Raw genomic sequence first — 21,166 nt, 5'->3', positions numbered from 1 at the left:
GCACGGACCCGTCCAAGCTGCGATCCGATGCCCGAGCCCGCCTCCAGCCGCCGCAAACCCACCACCACCGTGGCCACCGCCGGGAGCGAACGCGGCCTGCCGCATGAGTTGATGCAGCAGATCGCCGCCGCTCAGGGCGACCCGGACTTCATGACCTCGCTGGGCCGCGGGCTGGTGGTGCTGAGCGTGTTCGCCCAGCACGCGCGCGAGGTGACGATGTCGCAGATCAGCCTGGAAACCGGCATCTCGCGTGCGGCGGTGCGGCGGGTGCTGCATACCCTGGCCAGGCTGGGCTATGTCGGCGAGCAGGGCCGCGGCTACGTGCTGCTGCCGCGCGTGCTGGGGATCGGCGGTGCGTATGCAGCGTCTTCGTCGATGACCGCAGCGGCGCAGCCGGTGCTGGACGGGCTGCGCGACCAGTTGCACGAATCCTGCTCGCTGGGCGTGCTGGACGGCGACGACCTGCTGTACGTGGCGCGCGCCGAGACGGTGCGCATCATGTCGATCGGGCTGCGCCCGGGCACACGCCTGCCGGCCTACTGCACCTCGATGGGCCGCGTCCTGCTGGCCGCCCTGCCCGGCGACACTCTGCAGGCGTACCTGGAGCGCACCACGCTGCGCCCGCGCACCGACCGCACCGTGACCCAAGCTTCTGCGCTGCTGGAAGTGCTGGCACGCACGCGCCGCGAAGGCATGTGCCTGACCGACCAGGAACTGGAGATCGGCCTGCGCTCGATCGCGGTGCCGGTGCGCAACCTGCGCGGCGAGGTGATCGCCGCGCTCAACATCGGCGCCCAGGCCGGGCGCGTGAGCGTGCAGACGATGCAGACGCTGCTGGAGCCGTTGAAGCAGGCGGCGCAGCGGCTGGGTGCATTGTTGAGTTAGTGAGTGGCGGGCGCGCTCAGCGCGGCCGGCGCAGGAAGCTCACCACCGCATCCACCCAGGCGGCATGGGTGTCCTCGACATGCGCCACGTGATCGGCGTGCGGCAGCGTGACCCAGCTGCGGTCTTCGCTGCGCAGGCGTGCGTACAGGTGCGCGTTGTCCGCCTGGGTCGCGATGGGATCGTCGACGCCACGCAGCAGCAACACCGGCAACGTGGTCACCTGCTCGGGCTGGAAGGCGAACTGCTCCATCGCGCGCCAGTCGGTGCGCACCGGGTCGGCCGATACCGCCTGCGCCACATAGGCCGCACGCACGCCGGGCGGTGCGGCGTTGGCGGTGATGAAATCCTCGCCGGCCGCCGCGGCCGTGGTGCGCGCACGCAATGGCTGTGCCGGCGCCGGGGTGGTGTCGGGCGCTGCGTCGACATCGTCCGGGAAGCCGTACAGCACCAGCGCCGACACTGCCTGCGGATGTTGCTGGGCGATCAGCAGCGCCACCCGCGCACCATTGGAATAACCGAGCAGCGCCGGCGGCGGCAGCTGCGGGTGCTGGTGGGCAACCCAGCTCAGCACCGCATCGACATCGGCCACGGCGCGCGCGGGCGTGTTCCAGCCGCTGCGATCGCGCGCACTGCCGCCATAGCCGCGCAGATCGACCGCGTAGGCGGCGTAGCCGGCCTGCGCCAATGCCGCCAGCACCGAGCGCGCATCGCGTGGCTCATCGGCAACCTGCAGATCGAAATTGGGCAACGCACTCCAGGTGCGCCCATGCACCAGCAGGATCGTGCCGCGCGGCTGCGCGGGGACGCGCGACCACACCGCCAGCGTCTGGCCATCGTCGGCGCGCACCTGCGCCAGCTCGGTTCCGGGCCCGGGATGCGGTTGTGCCTGCAGCCCGGATGCGGTGAGCAGCAGCAAAAGCAAACACATGGTACGCAGCAGCATCGGCAACCTCATGGGGAATGTCCTGTGCGAACGGAAGCGGTGGTCCGTTGCGGTACGTGCATCATCTCGTCGTCGATGGGTGATGTCATCAGCGGCGATGTGCCTACGGAACGGCCAGGGTGCAACGCAGTGCGCGCGTTGGATCGCCACCCTGCCCGGCGTGCCCTGAGTGCAGGCCAGGGGGCATAGCCAACCGAACCGGTGGCATTTGCGCCGCATGCCGCGCCAACGCAGCGTGGCTGCTGCACTCACACGTCGCCGTGGCCGTCAGCCTTCGCGCGCCGGCTGTTCTTCGTCGGCCTGCTCCTCGAGGATGGGCTTGGCCAGCGCGAAGGCATGGTTGGCGGCAGGCACGCCGCAATAGACCGCGGCCTGCAGCAGGACTTCCTTGATCTGCTCGGGCGTGACGCCGTTGTTGCGCGCGGCGCGCACGTGCAGCTTGAACTCCTCGTCGTGGCCCAGCGCCACCATCATCGCCAGGGTCAGCAGCGAGCGGGTGTGCGCGGGCAGGCCATCGCGGGTCCAGATGGTGCCCCAGGCGTAGCGGGTGATCAGCGCCTGGAACTCGTCGGTGAACTCGGTGCGTGCAGCCAGCGAGCGCTCGACATGCGCATCGCCCAGGACGCGTCGGCGCTCGCGCAAGCCCGCCTGGTAACGCTCGTCTTCGTGCATCGGAAATCTCTCCTGCGTGGGAATGGGGAATGGGGAATTGGGAATTGGGAATCGGAGTGCTGGCGGCGATCGCAGGGCAAGCGCTGGGATATCAGGGGCATTGGTTGCGATTGATGTCGCCGGCGACAGGCAGCTGGCCGTGGTCAGCTGGGCGCAGATGCAACGCATGAGCGGGGATGCCGGGCGTCGTGTGTGCCGAATCGGGATGACGGCTGCATGCGTCCGGCAGTTGCCTGGCCGGGAGGAGGGTCATACGTGGTCGGCCTGCAGAAAGCCCAGCACGCTGTGGTTGAACGCAGCCGGCGACTCCAGGTTGCAGATATGCCGGCCGGGCACCTGTGCGTAGTGGCCGTGCGGGGCGGCATAGGCGATCTCGCGCAGATTAGCCGGCGGACAGACCGGGTCGTCGTCGCCGGCCAGTGCGAGCAGTGGTAGCTCCAGCGTGTCCAGCGCGCCGCGGAAGTCGGCGTCGGCCACCGCCTGGCAGCAGGCGATATAGCCCTGCGGCGATGTCGACACGAAGGCGGCCACGATCATGTCCAGGCGCTGCGCATGGCTGATCGCAAACGGCGGGGTGAACCAGCGTTGCAAGGTGGCATCGACCAGCCCCGGCAGGCCTTCGCTGCGCACCTGCTCGATGCGCGCGTTCCAGCTCTCGCTGCTGCCGATCTTCTGCGCGGTGGCGCACACCACCAGCCGTCGCAGGCGCTGCGGCGCATGCAGGCCCAGCCATTGCCCGGTGAGTCCGCCGATCGACAGGCCGCAGAAGTCGCTCTGCGCGATCTGCAACGCATCCCACAGCGCCAGCACGTCCTGGCCCAGGTCGGCAACGCGATACGGGCCGGGCGGCGTGTCCGAATCGCCATGGCCGCGGCGGTCGTAGCGCAGGATGCGGTAATGCGGCGCAAACGCGGCGATCTGCACGTCCCACATGTGCAGGTCGGTGCCCAGCGAATTGCAGAAGGTCAGCCAGGGGCGGCCCTCGGTGCCGTCGAGGCGGTAGTGCAGGCGATGCGTGGGCAACTGGAGATAAGCCATCGGAGCACCGTCAGCGGGATGAAGAAGCGGCCAGCACGCGATCGATCCAGACCGAGGACATGCCGCGCCAGCTGTCCACATCGAACACCGCCTGCAGTTGCGCCTGCGTGAGTACCGCGCTCACCTGCACGTCGTCGCCGAGCACCTCGCGCAGATGGCGCTGCTGCGCCTGGGCGCGTGCCACCGCCTGTTCGACCAGCGCATGCGCCTGTGGCTTGCCGAGCCGTGGTGCCAACGCAAACACCGCTGCCTCGGCGTACAACGCGCCGCCATGGCTGTGCAGGTGCGCGCGCATGGCCTCGCGGTCCAGTTGCAGGTCGGTCAGGCAGCCTTGCATCTGCGCCAGGCTGCCGGCAGTCAGGCACACGATCTGCGGCAAGGTCTCCCATTCGGCATGCCATTGCCCGGCGGCGCGCTCATGCGGCTGCGCCATCGCGCTGAACAAGGTCGCCACCAGGCCGGGCACGCGGGTGGCAGCAGCAACCGCGACGACGCTGGAGACCGGATTGCGCTTGTGCGGCATCGCCGAGGAGCCGCCCTTGCCGGCTGCGGCCGGCTCGAACGCTTCGCCGACTTCCGACTGCATCAGCAGCACCACATCGCCGCCGATCTTGCCCAGCGTGCCGGCCAGCAGGCCGAACGCACAGCCGACCTCGACGAGGCGATCGCGTGCGGTATGCCACGGCATCGCGGGCAACGGCAGCGCCAGCGTGGTTGCCAGCGCCTGGGCGACATCCAGACCGCGCTCCTGCAACGACGCCAACGTGCCGGCCGCGCCCCCGAACTGCAGCACCAGGCCATCGTGCTGCAGGGCCTGCAGGCGCTGGTGCGCGCGCTGCAGCGCATCCAGCCAGGCGGCGACCTTGAGCCCGAACGTGACCGGCACCGCCTGCTGCAACAAGGTGCGACCAGGCAGGCCGGTATTGCGTTCGCGCGCGGCCAGCGCAGCCAGCTCGGCGCACAGGCCCTGCAGGCGCGGCAGCAGCAGGTCGAGCGCGGCGCGCAGCTGCAGTACCGTGCCGGTGTCGATGACGTCCTGGCTGGTGGCGCCCCAGTGCACCCAGCGCGCGGCCTGCGCATCGTGGGCGGCCACGCGCGCGGTCAGCGCCTTGACCAATGGAATGGCGGGGTTGCCGGCAAGTGCGGTGGCCTGCGCCAGCGCGGCCAGATCGTAATGCTGCACGTCGCATGCGGCCGCAATGGCTTGCGCGGCCTCGGCGGGAATCACGCCGCATTGCGCCTGCGCGCGAGCGAGCGCGGATTCGAAGTGCAGCATTGCCTGCACCCGCGCCGCGTCGTCGAACAGCGCGTCGCAGGCCGGCTCGCCAAACAGGGATCCCAACAGGGAAGACGTCGCAGTCATGCATGGCCTCTGATGGCGTGCCGGCAGCATGGCACCGATGCGCAAGAGTGCCAACTGGCGTGCGCGGTGCCGGGTGGTGTGCACGCGTGGTGATCGGTGCGGGTCATGCGTGCTGCACGTTTGGACAAGGCGTGTCGCGGCGGGATCACGGCATTGCGCGCGGTTACCACGCGATCACGATGGATCACCGAGGGCAGCGCGCGCTGGCACCTGCCTGCCCGGCGCGCGGCGACAGCTGCACCGCACCTGCACGCAGGTGCAGGCGTGCTGCTCGCACGGAGACAACCATGCATGGCATCCCGCGCACCGACCGCGCGATCAATAGTTGAAGAACACCGTTTCCGCATCGCCCTGCATATGGATGTCCCACACGTAATCGCTGCCACAGCGCGAGTGCGCCAGCAGCGTGCTGCGGCGCTCGGCCGGCACTAGGGCCAGGATGGGGTCGCTGCCCAGCTGCGGATCGTCGGCGAAGTACAGCCGCGTCGACACGCCGCGCAACAGCCCGCGCATGAAGACCAGCACGCTCAGATGCGCTGCCTGCAGCTTGCCGTCCGGCCCGGCGACCTGGCCCGGCTTGACGGTGCTGAAGGAAAAACGCCCCTGCGCGTCGGTCGGCACGCGGCCCCAGCCATCGAAGCCGGGATCGTGCGCCTGGCAGCGCGTATCGGCGGCATGCGCATAGATGCCGGCCGCATCGGCCTGCCACAGCTCCAGCACTGCGTCGGCCACCGGGACGCCGGCTCCATCGAACACGCAACCACTGACCTGCACGTGTGTACCCACGGCCTGCGCAGGCGCGAGTTGCGCGCGATACAGCGGCTCCAGCCCGAGCCGGTAATACGGGCCAACGGTTTGCGACGGGGTGGTGTGCAGGCTCATCGATTCACTCCCAGACCGTTTGCTTGCGGCCGCGCAACACGATGTCGAAACGGTAGGCCAGCGCGTATTCACTCACCGCGTTTTCCCAGTCGAAGCTGGACACCATGCGTTCGCGCGCCTGCGCATCGTCCACGCAGTTGTAGATCGGGTCGTGCGCCAGCAACGGGTCGCCGGGGAAGTACATCTGGGTGATCAGCCGCTGCCCGATGCCATCGCCATGCAGCGAAAAATGGATATGCGCCGGCCGCCAGGCGTTGTAGTGATTGCGCCACGGATACGCGCCCGGCTTGATGGTCTTGAACGCGTAGCGGCCATGGTCGTCGGTGAGCACCTGGCCGGTGCCGCGGAAGTTGGGATCCAGCGGTGCGTCATGCCGGTCGCCGGCATGTTGATAGCGGCCGGCGGCATTGCATTGCCACACCTCGACCACGCTGTTGCGCACCGGCTTGCCGTTTTCGTCGAGCACGCGGCCGGACACGATGATGCGCTCGCCCAATGGCTCGCCCGCAAAGCCGGCGGTGAGGTCGGCGGCATGCTCACCCAGGGTGAGCCGATTCAATTGCGGGCCGGTGACTTCCGACAGCGTGGCCGGGATATCGATGGGCGCACGCGTGGGGCCGCGCAATGCGGTGGATGCGTAGGGCAGATGCAGGTAGGCCGGCTGCGTGCCGATCCGCGGCCGGCGATAGCCGAGCAGCGGATCGATCGACGTGTCAGAGCTGGGGTCGCGCATGCGGGATCTCCATCGGTTGCGCTACGGCAGGATCAAAACGTGGGTGTGCGGTCTTGGCGGCGGCGGTTGCAATCGGCGCACTACACGCGCTCGATCGCCAGCGCCACGCCCTGCCCGACCCCGATGCACATGCTGGCCAGCCCAAACCGCCCATTGCCCGCCTCCAGTTGCCGCAACAAGGTCAATGCCAGTCGCGCACCGCTCATGCCCAGCGGATGACCCAGCGCGATGGCGCCGCCATTGGCGTTGACGTGCGCGGCATCGTCGGCCAGGCCGAACGCGCGCGTGCAGGCCAGCACTTGCGCGGCGAAGGCTTCATTGAACTCGATTGCATCGAACTGCTCGATGCGCAGGCCCAGGCGCGCCAGCAGGCGCTGCGTGGCCGGTACCGGGCCGATGCCCATGTAGGCAGGCTCCACGCCCGCCGAGGCGAAGCCGAGCACGCGTGCCCGCGGGGTCAGCCCATGCGCGTGCACGGCCTGCGCAGACGCCAGCAGCAGGGCGGCAGCGCCATCGTTGAGACCGGCCGCATTGCCGGCCGTCACCGTGCCGGGCTGGCGGAACACCGGCTTGAGCTTGGCCAGCATCTCGGCGGTGGTGTTCGGGCGCGGATGCTCGTCGCGATCGACCGCGCTTGCCTCGCCCCCTTTGCGTGCGGCCACCGGCACCGGAGTGATTTCTGCATCGAAGAAACCGGCCGCCTGTGCGGCGGCGGCGCGCTGCTGGCTGCGCAGCGCAAACGCGTCCTGGTCTTCGCGCGCGATGGCATGGCGCTGTGCCACGTTCTCCGCGGTCTCGCCCATCAGCTCCACGCCATAAGCGCCCTGCAGGCGCGGATTGATGAACCGCCAGCCCATGGTGGTGTCTTCCAGCTGTTGCGTGCGCGCGAACGCGCTCTCGGCCTTGCCCATGACCCACGGCGCGCGGGTCATCGATTCGACCCCGCCGGCGATCGCCAACTCCAGCTCGCCGGCACGGATGCCGCGCGCCACCGTGCCGACCGCATCCAGCCCCGAGCCGCACAGGCGATTGAGCGTGCTGCCCGGCACCGAGCTGGGCAAGCCCGCCAGCAACAGACTCATGCGCGCGACATTGCGATTGTCCTCGCCGGCCTGATTTGCGCAGCCCAGGTACACATCGTCGATCAGTGCCGGTTCCAGTTGCGGATTGCGTGCCATCAACGCGGCGATCGGTATCGCGCCCAGGTCGTCGGCGCGCACGCCGGCCAGGGCGCCGCCGTAGCGGCCGATCGGCGTGCGGATGCCATCGATCAGATAGACCTCGCTCATGCCTCGGCTCCGGCTGCCTGCTTGCCATGCGCGGCGTCGGTGCGTGCCTGCAGCGCGCGCAGCGCCTGCAGTTCCGCAGCACTGGGTGGGGTGGTCTGCGCCAGATCGGCGGCGAAGCGGATCGGCCAGCCGGTGGCCGCGCTCACCTGCTCGCGGGTGCTGCCGGGATGCAGCGCGGTGACGGTGAGTTCGCGGGTCACGGGATCGGGCTCCATCACGCACAGGTCGGTGACCACCACGGTGGGGCCGGCGCCGGGCAGTCCGGCACGCTGCCGCGCATCGCCACCGTCCAGATGCCCGACCGTTGTGATGAAGTCCAGCGCAGGCACGAAGCTGCGTCTGGATTGGCGAATGATGATGAACACCTGTTTGGCGCTGGCCGCGATCTCCGGCGCGCCGCCCGCGCCGGGCAGCCGTGTCTTGGGCGCGTCGTACGGGCCGATCACCGTGGTGTTGAGGTTGGCATGGCGATCGATCTGCGCCGCGCCCAGGAAGCCCACGTCCACGCGCCCGCCCTGCAGCCAGTAGCGGAAGATTTCTGGCGTGGAGACCACGGTGTCGGCGGTTTCGGCCAGCTCGCCGTCGCCGATCGACAACGGCAGCACCTCCGGGCGCGCGCCGATCGGGCCGGATTCGTAGATCAGGGTGACATCCGGCGCATGCGTCAGCCGCGCCAGGTTGGCGGCGGTGGACGGCAGGCCGATGCCGACAAAGCACACCGCGCCATCGGGCAGGCGCCGCGCCGCCGCCACGGTCATCATCTCGTTGGTGCTGTAGTCGCTCATGCGGCCACCTGCAGCAGCGATTGCGCGTACACGCGCTGGAACGCGGCAAAGTCCTCGGTGTCGAGAATGTGCGTCTGGATCCAGGCCTGGAAGCGGGCGCGGTCGCGCGCAATCGCATCCCAGGCCAGGTAGAAGCGGTTGTCGCGGGCGTAATAACCGTGCGCGTACGACGGTGCCGCACCGCCGGGCACGTGGCAGACCGCATCGACCACCCAGCGCGGCAGGATGCAGGCATTGGGCGGCGCATCCAGCGTGTCGACGATCTCTTCCACCGTGACGATCACCTTGCGCGCCGCCAGCGCAGCTTCCTTCTGCACGCCCAGGATGCCCCACAGCAGCACGTTGCCGCGGCGGTCGGCCTGCTGCGCATGGATCACGGTGACATCGGGCTTGACCGCCGGCGTGGTGGCCAGCGTCTCGCCGGTGTACGGGCATTGCAGGAACTTGATGCTGTCGTTGACGCGCGGCAGGTCCGAGCCGACATAGCCGCGCAGCACCGCGAACGGCAGGCCCGAAGCACCGGCCACATACGCGTTGGCCATGTCGGCATGGCTGTGTTCGCGGATCTGCAGCGGCTGCGGCCACGCATGTTCGACCGCATCGCGCAGCCGGTGCAGCGAACCGACGCCGGGATTGCCGCCCCACGAGAACCGCAATGCCGATGCACAACCGGCGCCGATCAACTGGTCGTAGATCAGGTCCGGCGTCATGCGCACCAGGTGCAGGTCGCGCTTGCGCTGGCGGATCACCTCGTGGCCGGCCGCATGCGGAATCAGATGGGTGAAACCTTCCATCGCCACGCAGTCGCCATCGGCGATCAGCTGGGACACCGCTTCTGAAAGGGGGACGATCTGGGCCATTGCTTCGGTCCTGCGCAGCGAGCGTGTGGTCACGTTAGGCGCAGCTGCACGGCCCGGTCAATGCGATTATCGGTGCATCAATTCGATAATCGCACAATTTCGGCGAACAACCGACGCTCCAACATTGTCTCCGGTGTATACATAACTTCGCTTGCAAGCAGACGCCAGCGCCGGCATGCGCGTCAACTGGTCGCCAGCCGGCGCACCGCTGCCGATCCGCAACCCAGGTTGTATACAAACCCCAGGAGCCACGGTCATGTCCCAGTCCAAGCAGCTGTTTCCCCTCAATGCGTGGTACGCCGTCGCCTGGGACCACGAGATCAAGCACGCGCTGACCCCGCGCAAGGTCTGCAACCTGGATGTGGTGGTCTATCGCACCACTGCCGGGGCGGTGATCGCGCTCGAGGATGCGTGTTGGCATCGCCTGGTGCCGCTGTCGATGGGCAAGCTGCGCGGCGACGATGTGGTGTGCGGTTACCACGGGCTGGTCTACAACAGCCAGGGCCGCTGCGTGCACATGCCCTCGCAGGAGACCATCAATCCCTCCGCGTGCGTGCGCAGTTTTCCGGTGGCCGAGAAGCATCGCTATGTGTGGATCTGGCCGGGCGACCCGGCGCAGGCCGACACCCGCCTGATTCCCGACCTGCACTGGGCGCACGATCCGGCCTGGGCCGGCGATGGCCGCACCATCTATGCCAAGTGCGACTACCGGCTGGTGCTGGACAACCTGATGGACCTGACCCACGAGACCTTCGTGCATGGCTCCAGCATCGGCCAGGACGAGATCGCCGAAGCGCCGTTCGAGGTGATGCATGGCGACCGCTCGGTGGTGGTGTCGCGCTGGATGCGCAACATCGACGCGCCGCCATTCTGGGCCAGCCAGATCGCGCGCCATCTGGATTACCGCGGCAAGGTCGACCGCTGGCAGATCATCCGCTTCGAAGCGCCCGGCACCATCGCCATCGACGTCGGCGTGGCCATCGCCGGCACCGGTGCGCCGGAGGGCGACCGCAGCCAGGGTGTCAACGGCTATGTGCTCAATACCATCACGCCGGAAACCGACACCACCTGCCATTACTTCTGGGCGTTCATGCGCAACTACGCGCTGCACGACCAATCGCTGACCACGCTGACCCGTGCAGGCGTCACCGGCGTGTTCGGCGAGGACGAGGCGGTGCTGGAAGCGCAGCAACGCGCCATCGACGCGCATCCGGATCACACCTTCTACAACCTCAACGTCGATGCCGGCGGGATGTGGGCGCGCCGCGTGATCGATCGGCTGATCGCCCAGGAGCAGCGCGCGCAGGAACTGTCGCTGCGCATGGTGGGCTGAGCACCGCACCGGAGGTTTCCATGTCACCCGCCACCCCGTTTCGCAGCAGTGCCGCGCAGACCACGCGCGCACTGCTGTCGCTACGCGAACTGATCCTCGACGGCACCCTGCCGGCCGGAACGCGCCTGTCCGAGCTGGCGGTGGTGCAGCGGCTGGGCATGTCGCGCACGCCGGTGCGCGCCGCGTTGCAGCGGCTGTGCGAAGAAGGCCTGGCCAGCGCACTGCCCGGCGGCGGCTATGCGGTGCAGGCCTTCAGCGAACGCGATGTGCACGATGCGATCGAACTGCGCGGTACGCTCGAAGGCCTGGCCGCGCGCATGGCGGCCGAGCGCGGAGCATCGGTCGCGGCGCTGGCCCAGGCACGTCAGCTGCTGGACACGCTCGACCGCATCGTCGGCTCGCCGTTGCACGCCATCGACTTCAGCGCGTACGTGCAGGCCAATGCGCAGTTCCATGCGTTGCTGGTGGCCATGGCCGGCAGCGATGTGCTGGGCCGCGAGCTCACCCGCGTGCTGCAGCTGCCGTTCGCCTCGCCCAACAGCCTGGTCATGGCGCAGACCACCAGCGCCGAGGCGCGGCTGATCCTGACCCTGGCGCAGGACCAGCACCGCGAAGTCCTGGCCGCCATCGAAGACCGCCAGGGCGCGCGCGCCGAAGCGCTGATGCGCGAACACGCACGGCTGGCCCATCGCAATCTGCGCCACGTGCTGCAGACCCCGGCGGCGATCACCCAGGTGCGCGGCGGCGCATTGATCGGCCGCGTCCATCCCGCCACTGCCGGCAGCAGCCGGCCCACCCCTCTGCCTGGAGTTCCCCATGCGTAAAGACACCCAGTGGCACCGCGCCCATGTGGTCAGCATTGCCGACGCCTGCGAGGGCGTGCGCGAAATCGTGCTCGATCCGGGGACCGCGGCGCGCGGCTTCGAGGTCGGCAGCCATCTGGATTTTCGCGTGCAGCTGCTTGGCCGCGCCGACGTGCGCTCATACTCGCTGGTGGGCGAGCCGCGTGCCGATGGCCACTACCAGATCGCGGTACGGCAGATGCCCGACAGCCGCGGCGGCTCGCGGCACATGTGGACGCTGCAGCCCGGCGATGAGGTGGAGATCTCCCCGCCCAGCAACAACTTTGCGCTGGACGAGGGCGGCGAGGAGATCCTGCTGATCGCCGGCGGGATCGGCATCACCCCGATCATCGGCATGGCGCAGCGGCTGGCGCGCCGCCATCGCGCGTTCCGCCTGCTGTATGCCGGGCGCACGCGCCGTGCGATGGCCTATGTCGACGAACTGGAAGCGCTGCTGGGCGAGCGCCTGCAGCTGCAATGCGACGACGGCGCCGGCCCGGCGGATCTTGCTGCCGAGCTGGCGCGGCTGTCGCCCAATGCCGAGGTGTACGTGTGCGGCCCGCTCGGCATGCTCGAGGCGGTGCGCCAGCACTGGCACGCCGCCGGGCGTCCGCGCGCGCGGCTGCACTTCGAAACCTTCGGCAACAGCGGGCGGGTGCCGGCGCAGGCGTTCGTGGTCAAGCTGCCCGGGCTCGGCCTGGAAGTGCCGGTGGCCGAGAACGAATCGATGCTGGATGCGCTGGCCGATGCCGGAGTCGAGCTGATCGCCGAATGCCGGCGCGGCGAATGCGGGCTGTGCGCGGTCGAGGTGCTGGACAGCGCGGCCGATATCGATCACCGCGATGTGTTCTTCAGCGACGAACAGCGCCGCGAGAACCGCAAGCTGTGCGCCTGCGTGTCGCGCGCGGTGGGCGGCAGCATCAGCATCGATACCGGCTACCGCGGCGAGCTGGGCTGAGCGCAGCCATCCACACGCCGGCGCTCGCGCAGCGCGTGTTTGCATCCTCACGCGCATGCGCGATCATCTGCGCATGGAGTCGACTCACTACAGGACGGTCCCGGCGCCGGCACTCAACCCGCGCCAGGAACAATTGGTGGCATTGGTGCGGCAGCAGGGCTTTGCCGAGGTGGAAGGGCTGGCGACGCGCTTCGAGGTGACGCCGCAGACCATCCGTCGCGATCTGACCCTGCTGTGCGATGCCGGCGTGCTGCGCCGCTATCACGGTGGCGTCAGCATGCCCTCGAGCGTGGAAAACCTGGCCTACACCGCGCGCAAGGCGCTGCAGGCGCGCGAGAAACAGCACATCGCCGCGCAGGTCGCCCGCTTCATTCCCGACGATGCCTCGTTGTTCATCAACCTGGGCACCACCAACGAAGAGGTCGCGCGCGCCTTGCTGCAGCACCGCGGCCTGCGCGTGATCACCAACAACCTCAACGTGGCGGTGATGCTCAGCGCCAACCCCAGCTTCGAGGTGATCGTGGCCGGTGGCGTGGTGCGCGGGCGCGACCAGGGCGTGACTGGCGAGGCGACGGTGGAGCTGGTCCGGCAGTTCAAGGTTGACTTCGGGGTGATCGGCATTTCCGGCATCGATCTGGACGGCACCCTGCTGGATTTCGACTACCAGGAAGTGCGCGTGGCCCAGGCCATCATCGAGCACTCGCGGCAGGTGCTGCTGGCCGCCGACCACAGCAAGTTCGGCCGCAACGCCATGGTGCGACTGGGCGCGATCGCCCAGGTGCACGACTGGTTCACCGACCGGCCGCCGCCGCAGGAACTGGCCGCCGTGCTGGCCGAGGCCGGCACCCGTGTGCATTTGGCCTCGCCTGGCGACGCCGGCTGAGCCAATTGTTCGTTTTTGTGCGTTTTCGGTGCGGCGTGCCGATCTGATCGCCCTAATGATCCGCTCTGGCTATCGAAATTCCGGCTTCGATAGGCCAATTCACTCTTTATTCGCCTATCTCCCAGGCCTCACGGCTCTTCACGTCCCGAAAAGATTTGATGTTCGAATATGTTCGAACATGACAACTTGGGTTCGCTACTGGCGCGCCCGGACGGAGACACCGATGGGCGAGACATACGATCTTCTGGTGATAGGCGGCGGCATCAACGGGGTCGGCATCGCCCGCGATGCGGCCGGGCGCGGCCTGTCGGTGTGCCTGTGCGAACAGGACGATCTGGCCGCGCATACCAGCAGCGCCAGCACCAAGCTCATTCACGGTGGCCTGCGCTACCTGGAGCAGTACGAGTTCGCGCTGGTCGGCAAGGCGCTGGCCGAACGCGAGGTGTTGCTGCGGCTGGCCCCGCACATCATCTGGCCGCTGCGCTTCCTGCTGCCGCATCAACCGCATCTGCGCCCGGCCTGGATGATCCGCGCCGGGCTGTTCCTGTACGACCATCTCGGCGGCAGCAAGCGCAGCCTGCCGCGCTCGCGCCGGCTGTCGCTGCGCACGCACCCGGTTGGCCAGCCGCTGCAGGAATCGCTGCGCACCGGCTTCGTGTACTCCGATGCCTGGGTGCAGGATGCGCGGCTGGTGGTGCTCAATGCGATGGACGCCGCCAGGCGTGGCGCACAGATCCGCACCCGCACACGCTGCGTCGGTGCCTGGCGCGATGCAGGCTTCTGGTATGCCGAGCTGGAAGACCGCGACGGCCGCCGCCGCACCGTGCAGGCGCGTGCGCTGGCCAATGCGGCCGGGCCGTGGGCGGTGTCGTTCCTGGACAAGGTCGCCGCAGTGCCGCACAAGCACGCACTGCGCCTGGTCAAGGGCAGCCACATCGTGGTGCCCAAGTTGTTCGACCACGACCACGCGTACATCTTCCAGCAACCGGATCGGCGCATCGTGTTCGCCATTCCGTACGAGCACGACTTCACCCTGATCGGCACCACCGACGTGGATTACCAGGCCGACCCCGCTGCGCCCAGCATCGATGCGGCCGAAGTGCAGTACCTGTGCGATGCGGTGAACCTGTATTTCCAGCAGCAGATCGCCCCCAGCGATGTGGTGTGGAGCTATAGCGGCGTGCGTCCGCTGCTGGACGACGCCGAGGACAACGCTGCCGAAGTCACCCGCGATTACCAGCTGGAAGTACTTACCGACGGCGCACCGTTGCTCAACGTGTTCGGCGGCAAGCTCACCACCTATCGCAAGCTGGCCGAAGAGGCGGTCGACCGCCTCACCCAGGCGCTGGGTGCCCGCAAGCCGGCATGGACCGCGCGCGGCGATGCATTGCCCGGCGGCGAACAACGCGATATCGCCAGCCTGCTCGAGCGCGTGCGCAACGCATACCCGTGGCTGCCGGCGCCGACCGCGCAGCGGCTGGTACGCAACTACGGCACCTGTGCGGAGCAGCTGCTGGGCCAGGCGCAGGACATCGCCGCCTTGGGCACACACTTCGGTGCAGATCTCTACCAGGCCGAGGTGGATTACCTGCGTGCCCACGAATGGGCCGTCACTGCCGACGACATCCTGTGGCGTCGCAGCAAACTCGGCCTGCGCATCGACGCGGCCGGGCGCGAACGCCTGGAGGCGTACCTGCAGACACACTCGGTCCGGCAGGCGGACGGCGTGCCGGCCTGATCGAACCACGTTGCCGGCGAGGACGGGTCGCGCGGCAACGTATCCTGGCGCATTCGCCGGCATCATCCTGAGTCACGTGGAGGGCACCCTGATGAGCATCACCGTAGACCCCTGCGCGCCAATGCGCGCATCGCACCACCCTGCCTGCATCATCGCCATCGGCGCGAGGACGCGCGCATGAGTCGCCAACTCGTGGGTGAGTTGATCTCCGAAGCGGTGGCGATGTTCATCATCATTGCGCTCGGCGATTCGGTCGCGGCGATGTACGTCCTCTACGACCCCAGCCCGTACCAGAACGCCTATTGGGGCGTGTGCATCGCCTGGGGCCTGGCGGTGACGCTGGCGATCTATGTCACCGGCTCGGTGTCCGGCACGCATGCCAACCCGGCGGTGACGCTGGCGCTGGCGCTGTTCCGCGGTTTCTCCTGGAAGAAGGTGCTGCCGTACTGGGGAGCGCAGGTGATCGGTGCATTCCTGGGCGCGGCCATCGTCTACCAGTTGTACGGCCCGGTCATCGACCACTACAACCAGGTGCAGCAACTCACCCGCGAAGCCGGTGGCGCCGCCGGGGTGTTCTTTACCGCTCCCGGCCTTGCAGTCACGCCGATGCATGCGCTGGTCGACCAGATCATCATCACCGCGTTCCTGATCTTCGGCATCTTCGCCATCACCGAACAATTCAACGAAGCCGCGCCGACCGCCAACTCTGGCGCGCTGATGATCGGCCTGCTGGTGGCGACGCTGGGCGCGTCGATGGGCTATCTAGAAGCCTGGGCGATGAATCCGGCGCGCGATTTCGGCCCGCGCCTGTTCGCCTACCTTGCCGGCTGGGGCGAGGCCGCATTGCCGGCCAAGGACAATTACTGGTGGATCCCCATTGTCGGGCCGTTGATCGGCGGCCCGATCGGCGCGCTCGCCTACCAGTGGCTGATCCTGCCGTTCCTGCCGGCACGCGTGCGCCATCTGCAGGGCGGCAAACCGCTCGATCCGCGCTGATCGCCCTGCTGCACGACTGACAGCACAGCGCCGCCGCCAGACAGGCCGGGTTTTATCGGCCTTTCGCGCAGCGGCGTGCACTGCCCCTTTCTCGCCGTGCGTCAGCGCCGGCATTGTTTGAGGAATCTCCGATGGAAAAGCAATACGTCCTTGCGATCGATCAAGGCACCACCAGCTCACGGGCGATGTTGTTCGATCGCAACGGCAAGGTGGCCGGCGTGGCGCAGCGCGAGTTCGGCCAGATCTTTCCGCAGCCGGGCTGGGTGGAACACAACCCGCGCGAGATCATGACCAGCGTCTACACCACGATCACCGAGCTGCTCAACAACGCGCAGATCGATGCGCGCTCGATCGCCGGTATCGGCATCACTAACCAGCGCGAGACCGCGGTGGTGTGGGACAAGGCCACCGGCCAGCCGATCTACAACGCCATCGTCTGGCAATCGCGGCAGACCAAGGACATCTGCACGCAGCTCAAGGAGGCCGGGCACGAGCAGATGGTGCGCGACAAGACCGGCCTGCTGATCGATGCGTATTTTTCCGGCACCAAGGTCAAATGGATCCTCGACCACGTCGACGGCGCCCGCGAGCGCGCGCGTAACGGCGAGCTGGCCTTCGGCACCATCGACAGCTGGCTGATCTGGAATCTCACCGGCGGCAAGGTGCATGTCACCGACTACACCAATGCCTCGCGCACGCTGATGTACAACATCCACACGCTGGAGTGGGACGCCGAGCTGCTGGCCATGCTCGACGTGCCGAAGGAAATGCTGCCGGAGGTGCGCTCGTCCAGCGAAATCTACGGCATGACCCAGACCCAGTATTTCTACGGCGAGCAGGTGCCGATCGCCGGGATCGCCGGCGACCAGCAGGCGGCGCTGTTCGGGCAGGCCTGCTTCGAGCCGGGCATGGCCAAGAACACCTATGGCACCGGCTGCTTTGCGTTGATGAATACCGGCGACAAGGCGGTTGCGTCCAAGGCCGGTCTGTTGACCACGATCGCCTGGGGCATCGACGGCAAGGTCGAATACGCGTTGGAAGGTTCGATCTTCGTCGCCGGCTCGGTGGTGCAGTGGCTGCGCGACGGCCTGCGCATGCTCGGCAAGGCCAGCGACTCGCAGGCCTATGCCGAACGCGCCGGCGACAACGACGGGGTCTATCTGGTGCCGGCCTTCGTTGGCCTGGGCGCACCGTATTGGCGCAGCGATATCCGCGGCGCGGTGTTCGGGTTGACCCGCGGCACCACCAAGGAACATTTCGTGCGTGCGGCGGTGGAATCGATGGCCTACCAGACCCGCGACGTGTTGACTGCGATGCAGGCCGATTCGGGCATCGAGCTGAAGGAACTGCGCGCCGACGGTGGCGCGATCGCCAACGACTTCATGGCGCAGTTCCAGAGCGACATGCTCAACGTGCCGGTGCTGCGCCCGGAAGTGGCCGAAACCACCGCGCTTGGCGCGGCCTACCTGGCCGGTCTGGCGACCGGATTCTGGAGCAGCCGCGAAGAGATCGCCAAGCAGTGGGCGGTGGATCGCCGCTTCGAGCCGACCATGGCCGACGACAAGCGCGAACAACTCTATGCCGGCTGGCAGCAGGCAGTGGAAGCGACGATGGGCTTCCGCATCAGCTGACCGCTGCGCTCAAAAAAACAACGCCCGCCATCAGGCGGGCGTTGTCGTTTCCGTCAACAACTAGCATGGTTGCTGACGACCTGCATGGATCACGCATTGCAGGGCTGCACGTTGCAGCCCTGCAATGCAGCAGCGATTACTGGCCGCCGCTATTGGCGCGGCCGGCAATGGTGTCCGGATCCCAATGCTCCTTGATCAGGCCTTTTTCGATGCGGAACATGTCGAACCAGGTAGTGGTGTAGGTGGTGCCCGGTTTGTTCGGATTGGGCAAGGTGCGCACCGACACCAGCGTGACCAGATCGCCGTCGGCAGTGATGGCCACCAGCGGCAGCTGCACGCGCGGCTGCACCGGCGTCGGCTTCACGAAGGCGGTCAGGAAGGCGATGAAGGCATCGCGGCCATTGGCCACATTCGGGTTGTGCTGGATGTAGTTCTTGTCCATGTACATCGGCGCATACTGCACCTGGCCGGCTTCGAACACGATGCGCCAGAAATCGTAGACCAGCCGCTTGTTGGCGGTTTCATACCAGGTGGAGCCAAGCAGCATCTTCTGGTGGTTGGGATTTTCCGTCACTGCGGTCTGCGCGAACGCAGCCACCGGTGCCACCAGCATGACCAGCAGCAAGGCGCGTGAGAACAGCTTATTCATGGAAGACTCCTTATGTGGAGACGGGCGCTGTGCCGGCCGGGTGCCAACACGGTGCACCGTTGATTGGGGGACGACGCGCCTTGGCACACAGGGTTTTCCACGCGTCGCCGCCAGCCTAACGGCCGCGTCCGCTCGCCCGCTAGCCGCCCTGGAGTGCACCAGGGCACCTGCGGTATTGGTGGTAATCAGAAGATAACCACCGTAGTCGGTTTTCTCGCGCGCGCGTACGAGGCATCTCGACGGCGGCCACCGCTACGCTCAATCCGGCAGCTCCACCAACGGCAACCCCGCATAGTTTTCGGCCAGGGTGGCGCGCCCGGCCTCACTGCCCAGCAGATAATCCCGCTCTGCGGCATGAATGCGTGCGGTGAATGCGTCCTGGTCGTCGAACGTATGCAGCAAGGTGGTCATCCACCATGAAAACCGTTCGGCCTTCCATACCCGCTGCAGCGCCAGCGCCGAATACTGCTGCAGCACCGTGGTATCGCCACGCGCGTTCCAGCGCTCGAACAATTGCGCTAGCAAGCCGACATCGGCCAGCGCCAGATTCAGGCCCTTGGCGCCCGTGGGCGGCACGATATGCGCCGCATCGCCGGCCAGGAACAGGCGCCCGTGCTGCATGGGTTCGGCGACGAAGCTACGCAACGGTGCAATGCTCTTCTCGATCGACGGCCCGGTGACCAGTTGCGCAGACAAGGCGTCTGGCAGACGCGCACGCAACTCATCCCAGAACGCCTGATCGCTCCATGCCTCCACCCGCGCATCGGCCGGCACCTGCACGTAATAGCGCGAGCGCGTCGGCGAGCGCATCGAACACAAGGCAAAGCCGCGTGGGTGCTGCGCGTAGATCAACTCGTCGTTGACCGGTGGGGTGTCGGCAAGCACGCCAAGCCACCCGAACGGATACACCCGCTCGAACAGGCGCAGTCGCTCCGGCGGGATGCTGGCGCGGCTGATGCCATGGAAGCCGTCGCAGCCGACGATATAGTCGCAGTCGATACGCAGGCGCTGGCCATCGTGGGTGAATTCCACCGCAGGCGCGTCGCTGTCCACTCCGCACAGTGTCACGTCCTGCGCGCTGTAATACGTTGGCGCAGCGCTGCGCGCACGGGCCTGCATCAGGTCGGCAGTGACCTCGGTCTGGCCGTAGACGGTCACGCTGCGTCCGCAGCCGCGCAGCAGATCGATACGCTCGCGCCGGCCATCCAGCGACAGTTCGAAGCCGTGATGCGGCAAGCCTTCGCGTTGCACGCGTGCGCCAACGCCTGCCCGCTGCAACAGCGCCACGCTGCCCTGTTCCAGCACGCCGGCACGGATACGCCCCAGCACATGCTCCGGGGTCTGCCGCTCGATCACCACGGTATCAATACCGGCCCGCAGCAACAGCTCGCCCAGCAACAGGCCGGAGGGGCCAGCGCCGATGATCGCGATCTGGGTTCGCATGCAATGCTCCTGCCTCAGCCGACGGATGCAAGCCAGTGTGGGTAGCCAAGCACATGCTTTGAAGGGATGATTGCGTGCAGTGCTTGGACTTTTCGACGATGCCCACACACGCGCAAACCACTGCCGCAGCTACCGCGGTTCCCGCCTTCGGCCTGTATGGCGAGCAGCATGCCGACACGCCCGAGCTGTTGCACTGGGAGTCGATTGCCGCACGCAGCCGGCTGCATGACTGGCGCATCGCCCCGCACCGGCACGAAGACCTGGCACAACTGCTGTACGTGCAACGCGGACCGGCGACGCTGCAGCTGGATGGCCGCAGCCAGCGCGTGCGTGGCGCAAGCGTGATCTGGCTACCACCGCTATGCGTGCATGGCTTCAAATTCGATCCACAGGTACGCGGCCACATCATCACCGTGTGCATGCCATTGGTACGCAATGCCTTGAGTGCCGCGCCAGTATTGCAGGGCGCACTGACGGTCCCGCAGGTGCTGCACGCACGCCGCGCACGCGGATTGCTCGACGTGCTGTTCGCCAGTATTGCCGGCGATCACGCGTACCGGCGCATCGGCCACGAGGCCGCATTGCACGCCGCCGCAGCGCAGCTGTTGATCTGGACCGCCCGCACGGCGCTGGAGCACGCGCAGGATGCGGCTGCGGTGAGCCCGTACGCCGACCCGGCACTGCGCCATCTGCGTGGTTATCAGGCCCTGATTGACCAGCACTATCGCGCGCACTGGCCGATCTCCCGCTATGCCGAGCAGCTGGGTCTGACTCCGGGCCATCTCAACGCGTTATGCCAGCGACTGGCCGGCGCCTCGGCACTGCAGTTACTGCAGCGCCGGATCATGCTCGAAGCACGCCGCAGCCTGCGCTACACCAGTCTGAGCGTGCAGCAGATCGCCGCCAGCCTTGGATTTTTCGACGCTGCATACTTCAGCCGCTACTTCGCACGCCATGCCGGCTGCTCGCCGACGCAATTCCGCGCTGGCGAGTAAGAGCGGCTGGTCTGGAGCTTGGCTGCCGAGCCCTTGCGATAGCTCAATCGTAGAGCGGTTGATCTGCAGCTTTGCTGCAGGGCCCTTGCCCGCCCATCATCGCAGGACACGCCGCAAGTACATCCCTGTACGCGGCATCCATGCCGCGTAAGGTCCCGCGACGGCGTGCGAGCAAGGCCCAGTTGAGAGGGTCGGTGGGCAAGGTTAAGAGCGGTGCGCTTGGACAACGCAGATAGATAAGCCCCAAA

At 67.5% G+C, this 21,166-nt stretch carries 20 protein-coding genes; 9 read left to right on the top strand and 11 right to left on the bottom strand.

Annotated features, from left to right (window positions below; genetic code table 11):
• The first annotated feature begins 27 nt into the window (after positions 1–27).
• Complete coding sequence (locus ABQ039_RS01910; RefSeq protein WP_184609950.1) at positions 28–885, top strand: IclR family transcriptional regulator C-terminal domain-containing protein; 858 nt, start codon at positions 28–30, stop codon at positions 883–885.
• A gap of 16 nt (positions 886–901) precedes the next feature.
• On the opposite strand, the gene ABQ039_RS01905 is transcribed toward ABQ039_RS01910, so the two are convergent.
• The 9 genes from ABQ039_RS01905 to ABQ039_RS01865 form a co-directional block, all read right to left on the bottom strand.
• The gene (locus ABQ039_RS01905) at positions 902–1,828 is read right to left on the bottom strand and encodes an alpha/beta hydrolase (protein WP_184610441.1); all 927 of its coding nucleotides are present in this window, start codon (positions 1,826–1,828) and stop codon (positions 902–904) included.
• A 267-nt stretch (positions 1,829–2,095) separates the two neighbouring features.
• A complete protein-coding gene (gene pcaC / locus ABQ039_RS01900) occupies positions 2,096–2,500 on the bottom strand; it encodes a 4-carboxymuconolactone decarboxylase (RefSeq protein WP_104553193.1) in 405 nt (134 codons plus the stop codon).
• 249 nt (positions 2,501–2,749) lie between these two features.
• Entirely contained in the window at positions 2,750–3,538 is a 789-nt protein-coding gene (gene pcaD, locus ABQ039_RS01895) for a 3-oxoadipate enol-lactonase (protein WP_184609948.1), read from the bottom strand.
• 10 nt (positions 3,539–3,548) lie between these two features.
• On the bottom strand, positions 3,549–4,931 hold the full coding sequence (locus ABQ039_RS01890) for a 3-carboxy-cis,cis-muconate cycloisomerase (protein WP_349778562.1): 1,383 nt from the start codon (positions 4,929–4,931) through the stop codon (positions 3,549–3,551).
• Between the two features lie 288 nt (positions 4,932–5,219).
• Positions 5,220–5,783, bottom strand: coding sequence for a protocatechuate 3,4-dioxygenase subunit alpha (gene pcaG / locus ABQ039_RS01885; protein WP_349778557.1), 564 nt, complete (start codon positions 5,781–5,783; stop codon positions 5,220–5,222).
• Positions 5,784–5,787: 4 nt separating this feature from the next.
• The gene (gene pcaH, locus ABQ039_RS01880; protein WP_024938790.1) at positions 5,788–6,516 is read right to left on the bottom strand and encodes a protocatechuate 3,4-dioxygenase subunit beta; all 729 of its coding nucleotides are present in this window, start codon (positions 6,514–6,516) and stop codon (positions 5,788–5,790) included.
• Between the two features lie 80 nt (positions 6,517–6,596).
• Complete coding sequence (pcaF, locus tag ABQ039_RS01875; protein WP_349778556.1) at positions 6,597–7,805, bottom strand: 3-oxoadipyl-CoA thiolase; 1,209 nt, start codon at positions 7,803–7,805, stop codon at positions 6,597–6,599.
• A complete protein-coding gene (locus ABQ039_RS01870; protein WP_039517333.1) occupies positions 7,802–8,590 on the bottom strand; it encodes a CoA-transferase subunit beta in 789 nt (262 codons plus the stop codon). Before ABQ039_RS01870 ends, pcaF begins: the two co-directional genes overlap by 4 nt.
• Positions 8,587–9,450: a CoA transferase subunit A gene (locus ABQ039_RS01865; protein WP_024938793.1), complete on the bottom strand. Its 864-nt coding sequence runs from the start codon at positions 9,448–9,450 to the stop codon at positions 8,587–8,589. Before ABQ039_RS01865 ends, ABQ039_RS01870 begins: the two co-directional genes overlap by 4 nt.
• Before the next feature lie 256 nt (positions 9,451–9,706).
• Between ABQ039_RS01865 and ABQ039_RS01860 the strand changes: the two genes are divergently transcribed.
• The 7 genes from ABQ039_RS01860 to glpK all read left to right on the top strand — a co-directional run bounded on the left by ABQ039_RS01860 (position 9,707) and on the right by glpK (position 17,831).
• Positions 9,707–10,783: an aromatic ring-hydroxylating dioxygenase subunit alpha gene (locus ABQ039_RS01860; RefSeq protein ID WP_016904721.1), complete on the top strand. Its 1,077-nt coding sequence runs from the start codon at positions 9,707–9,709 to the stop codon at positions 10,781–10,783.
• A gap of 20 nt (positions 10,784–10,803) precedes the next feature.
• Positions 10,804–11,607, top strand: a complete 804-nt coding sequence (locus tag ABQ039_RS01855) for a GntR family transcriptional regulator (RefSeq protein ID WP_349778555.1) — start codon at positions 10,804–10,806, stop codon at positions 11,605–11,607.
• Positions 11,600–12,583, top strand: a complete 984-nt coding sequence (locus tag ABQ039_RS01850) for a PDR/VanB family oxidoreductase (RefSeq protein WP_349778554.1) — start codon at positions 11,600–11,602, stop codon at positions 12,581–12,583. Before ABQ039_RS01855 ends, ABQ039_RS01850 begins: the two co-directional genes overlap by 8 nt.
• Positions 12,584–12,638: 55 nt before the next feature.
• Positions 12,639–13,466, top strand: coding sequence for a DeoR/GlpR family DNA-binding transcription regulator (locus ABQ039_RS01845; protein WP_184432386.1), 828 nt, complete (start codon positions 12,639–12,641; stop codon positions 13,464–13,466).
• 223 nt (positions 13,467–13,689) lie between these two features.
• Positions 13,690–15,204 carry a glycerol-3-phosphate dehydrogenase gene (gene glpD, locus ABQ039_RS01840; protein WP_024938797.1) on the top strand — a complete coding sequence of 505 codons (1,515 nt, stop codon included), beginning with the start codon at positions 13,690–13,692 and terminating at the stop codon, positions 15,202–15,204.
• Positions 15,205–15,381: 177 nt separating this feature from the next.
• On the top strand, positions 15,382–16,200 hold the full coding sequence (locus ABQ039_RS01835; protein ID WP_016904933.1) for an MIP/aquaporin family protein: 819 nt from the start codon (positions 15,382–15,384) through the stop codon (positions 16,198–16,200).
• 131 nt (positions 16,201–16,331) lie between these two features.
• A complete protein-coding gene (gene glpK, locus ABQ039_RS01830) occupies positions 16,332–17,831 on the top strand; it encodes a glycerol kinase GlpK (RefSeq protein ID WP_039517354.1) in 1,500 nt (499 codons plus the stop codon).
• Between the two features lie 136 nt (positions 17,832–17,967).
• Here glpK and ABQ039_RS01825 read toward each other — a convergent pair whose 3' ends face one another.
• The gene (locus tag ABQ039_RS01825) at positions 17,968–18,480 is read right to left on the bottom strand and encodes a nuclear transport factor 2 family protein (RefSeq protein WP_016903479.1); all 513 of its coding nucleotides are present in this window, start codon (positions 18,478–18,480) and stop codon (positions 17,968–17,970) included.
• Between the two features lie 258 nt (positions 18,481–18,738).
• Complete coding sequence (gene pobA / locus ABQ039_RS01820; protein ID WP_184609937.1) at positions 18,739–19,923, bottom strand: 4-hydroxybenzoate 3-monooxygenase; 1,185 nt, start codon at positions 19,921–19,923, stop codon at positions 18,739–18,741.
• Between the two features lie 98 nt (positions 19,924–20,021).
• Between pobA and ABQ039_RS01815 the strand changes: the two genes are divergently transcribed.
• Entirely contained in the window at positions 20,022–20,918 is an 897-nt protein-coding gene (locus tag ABQ039_RS01815) for a helix-turn-helix domain-containing protein (RefSeq protein WP_184609935.1), read from the top strand.
• The last annotated feature ends 248 nt before the right edge of the window (positions 20,919–21,166 follow it).

Source organism: Xanthomonas sp. WHRI 6108 (genome assembly GCF_040202385.2).
In the GTDB taxonomy this organism is placed as follows: Bacteria; Pseudomonadota; Gammaproteobacteria; order Xanthomonadales; family Xanthomonadaceae; genus Xanthomonas; species Xanthomonas arboricola.
Note: the sequence above shows the minus strand (reverse complement) of the source record. Positions and strands in the feature narration are given on the sequence as shown.

Excerpts from the sequence above, each read along its gene's own strand:
- ABQ039_RS01890 (WP_349778562.1), bottom strand. The coding sequence starts at position 4,931 with ATGCTGCCGGCACGCCATCAGAGGCCATGCATGACTGCGACGTCTTCC.
- pobA (WP_184609937.1), bottom strand. The coding sequence starts at position 19,923 with ATGCGAACCCAGATCGCGATCATCGGCGCTGGCCCCTCCGGCCTGTTG.
- glpD (WP_024938797.1), top strand. The coding sequence starts at position 13,690 with ATGGGCGAGACATACGATCTTCTGGTGATAGGCGGCGGCATCAACGGG.
- pcaF (WP_349778556.1), bottom strand. The coding sequence starts at position 7,805 with ATGAGCGAGGTCTATCTGATCGATGGCATCCGCACGCCGATCGGCCGC.
- ABQ039_RS01855 (WP_349778555.1), top strand. The coding sequence starts at position 10,804 with ATGTCACCCGCCACCCCGTTTCGCAGCAGTGCCGCGCAGACCACGCGC.
- ABQ039_RS01845 (WP_184432386.1), top strand. The coding sequence starts at position 12,639 with ATGCGCGATCATCTGCGCATGGAGTCGACTCACTACAGGACGGTCCCG.
- pcaG (WP_349778557.1), bottom strand. The coding sequence starts at position 5,783 with ATGAGCCTGCACACCACCCCGTCGCAAACCGTTGGCCCGTATTACCGG.
- ABQ039_RS01850 (WP_349778554.1), top strand. The coding sequence starts at position 11,600 with ATGCGTAAAGACACCCAGTGGCACCGCGCCCATGTGGTCAGCATTGCC.
- pcaD (WP_184609948.1), bottom strand. The coding sequence starts at position 3,538 with ATGGCTTATCTCCAGTTGCCCACGCATCGCCTGCACTACCGCCTCGAC.
- ABQ039_RS01860 (WP_016904721.1), top strand. The coding sequence starts at position 9,707 with ATGTCCCAGTCCAAGCAGCTGTTTCCCCTCAATGCGTGGTACGCCGTC.
- glpK (WP_039517354.1), top strand. The coding sequence starts at position 16,332 with ATGGAAAAGCAATACGTCCTTGCGATCGATCAAGGCACCACCAGCTCA.
- ABQ039_RS01835 (WP_016904933.1), top strand. The coding sequence starts at position 15,382 with ATGAGTCGCCAACTCGTGGGTGAGTTGATCTCCGAAGCGGTGGCGATG.
- ABQ039_RS01910 (WP_184609950.1), top strand. The coding sequence starts at position 28 with ATGCCCGAGCCCGCCTCCAGCCGCCGCAAACCCACCACCACCGTGGCC.
- pcaH (WP_024938790.1), bottom strand. The coding sequence starts at position 6,516 with ATGCGCGACCCCAGCTCTGACACGTCGATCGATCCGCTGCTCGGCTAT.
- ABQ039_RS01865 (WP_024938793.1), bottom strand. The coding sequence starts at position 9,450 with ATGGCCCAGATCGTCCCCCTTTCAGAAGCGGTGTCCCAGCTGATCGCC.
- ABQ039_RS01905 (WP_184610441.1), bottom strand. The coding sequence starts at position 1,828 with ATGCTGCTGCGTACCATGTGTTTGCTTTTGCTGCTGCTCACCGCATCC.
- ABQ039_RS01870 (WP_039517333.1), bottom strand. The coding sequence starts at position 8,590 with ATGAGCGACTACAGCACCAACGAGATGATGACCGTGGCGGCGGCGCGG.
- pcaC (WP_104553193.1), bottom strand. The coding sequence starts at position 2,500 with ATGCACGAAGACGAGCGTTACCAGGCGGGCTTGCGCGAGCGCCGACGC.
- ABQ039_RS01815 (WP_184609935.1), top strand. The coding sequence starts at position 20,022 with ATGCCCACACACGCGCAAACCACTGCCGCAGCTACCGCGGTTCCCGCC.
- ABQ039_RS01825 (WP_016903479.1), bottom strand. The coding sequence starts at position 18,480 with ATGAATAAGCTGTTCTCACGCGCCTTGCTGCTGGTCATGCTGGTGGCA.